Below are 1,760 nucleotides of genomic sequence, written 5' to 3'. Positions count from 1 at the left end.
CCATTGTTTTATTTGTACATTAAAATGGCAGGGGGAAGTATACCTCCTACCATTCGCTAAGAAAAAATTACGTAATTGTGTCATTCTTAATGGAATTCAACATCAATTCGTTTCTTGGTTTCGCCTTGTATTTTCGGCATGTGAATTTCCAAAACACCATTTTTATAAGTTGCTTTTACCCCTTCCGAATTAACACGACTTGGCAAGGCAACCGAGCGTTGAAAACGACCAAAAAAGCGTTCTTGTCTATGCATGTTCTCTTCCTTTATTTCATTCGTCCGATTTACGCTCCCGCTAATCGTCAACATGTTGTTGTCAACGTCAATATTCACATCTTCTTTCTTTTCCAGCCCTGGAATATCACATGTTGCGACTACTTCATGTTCGGTTTCGTGAATATCAATACTTGGACTGCCGAAATTTTGACCTAACTTAGTTCTAAAAACAGGAAAATCAGTGGTAAAGAAACGGTCAAACTCCCTTCTCATGTTTTCAAGGTGTCGAAAGGGTTCATACGGAATGAGAGACATTGAAAAACACCTCCAAGATGATTTTTTACAAAGGTTATATTCCCCAAATCACAACCATTGATTCAGCTATTGGAAAAGGCAAAAAAGGCTTTGCCTTTCATCCTTGATTCCTTGAAACCTTATTTCCTTTACCTTGCTCCTGATTTTTTCACCGCTTCAAAAGAAAAACACGAGCGAAGCCAGGCATACTACCCGATTTCCATTCGTATTCAGAGAACAGTTTTATTTTGTAGATAAACTTCTATACGATACTAAACTGTTTTACATAGTCATATGAGCTATTGCGGATTTGTAAGAGCTATTAAGACCACTATAAAATCCTTTTGCGAAATCATCCCCTTCTTGATTAGACTGCACCGCAAATTCTTCTGACTCCTTGTTCAATTGAGCTTTTACTTGATTTACAATATCAGCAATATTCTGATTGTCTGTAGCTAAACCTGACAGCACCCCTAATTGACTTACAATCATGTTATAACCTGTTGCCATTCCCTCAAATAAACCCTTTTGTTTGTTAGAATTTAATTCACTTTTTATTTGTTCAGGTACGTTTGATATATCAAGTGGTTTTTTTGCCTGTTCCAAACAAGAATTTCTCATTCTTTTAAAATCGTTTATCCATCTTTCAAACAGGTTATCCATGTCATTCTCCTCCAAGGTATAGTCGAAATCATTGGCCAAACGATTCACTACCGTTTGATACGCTAAAGCCATACCGTCATATAGCCTCCTCTTATAATTATCATTTGAGGTTTGAGAATGTTTCTCTGCCGTCTTTCTCATCAGTTCAAAGTCTAATATACAATCCTCAATTTTTGCACCTCGAAAGGTTCTCTTTCTGTAATCCATTTTTTCACCTCCTGTTTTTATTGTATACAAATGTATACATTTGTCAACATTGGTGCACATATAATTTCTTACGTTTTTACAGAAAAAGCACGAGTGGAAGTCTGGCATTTGACTCGACTTCCACTCGTACTTGGGGAACAATTTTATTTTGCTGAGAAGGTTTATTTTGTTATTTACAGTATATTTTTGATGGATACATTGAAAGAAATAGTAGGGTTAAGGGTTTGAAAAATCGTACTAATACTACTTGAACATTTCGCCTCATTTAAGACTTGGAACCATTTGCCATCATTCTTCAGTATAATTTACTATCGCCTTATAACCCGGTTTCGACAGTCCGTAGATATACAAACCGCCACGACCCCCGACAGAACAAGGGAT

General features: G+C 36.6%; 2 protein-coding genes. Both read right to left on the bottom strand.

Features of this window, described 5'->3' with window-relative positions:
- Positions 1 to 86 precede the first annotated feature (86 nt).
- Entirely contained in the window at positions 87 to 530 is a 444-nt protein-coding gene (locus tag H525_RS0115420) for an Hsp20/alpha crystallin family protein (RefSeq protein ID WP_027416908.1), read from the bottom strand.
- 261 nt (positions 531 to 791) lie between these two features.
- Positions 792 to 1,379: a hypothetical protein gene (locus H525_RS25740; protein WP_051331082.1), complete on the bottom strand. Its 588-nt coding sequence runs from the start codon at positions 1,377 to 1,379 to the stop codon at positions 792 to 794.
- Positions 1,380 to 1,760 lie beyond the last annotated feature (381 nt).

The organism is Aneurinibacillus terranovensis DSM 18919 (genome assembly GCF_000430625.1).
GTDB lineage: Bacteria > Bacillota > Bacilli > Aneurinibacillales > Aneurinibacillaceae > Aneurinibacillus_B > Aneurinibacillus_B terranovensis.
The sequence above is the reverse complement of the archived record's forward strand: the minus strand, read 5'-3'. Positions and strand labels throughout refer to the sequence as shown.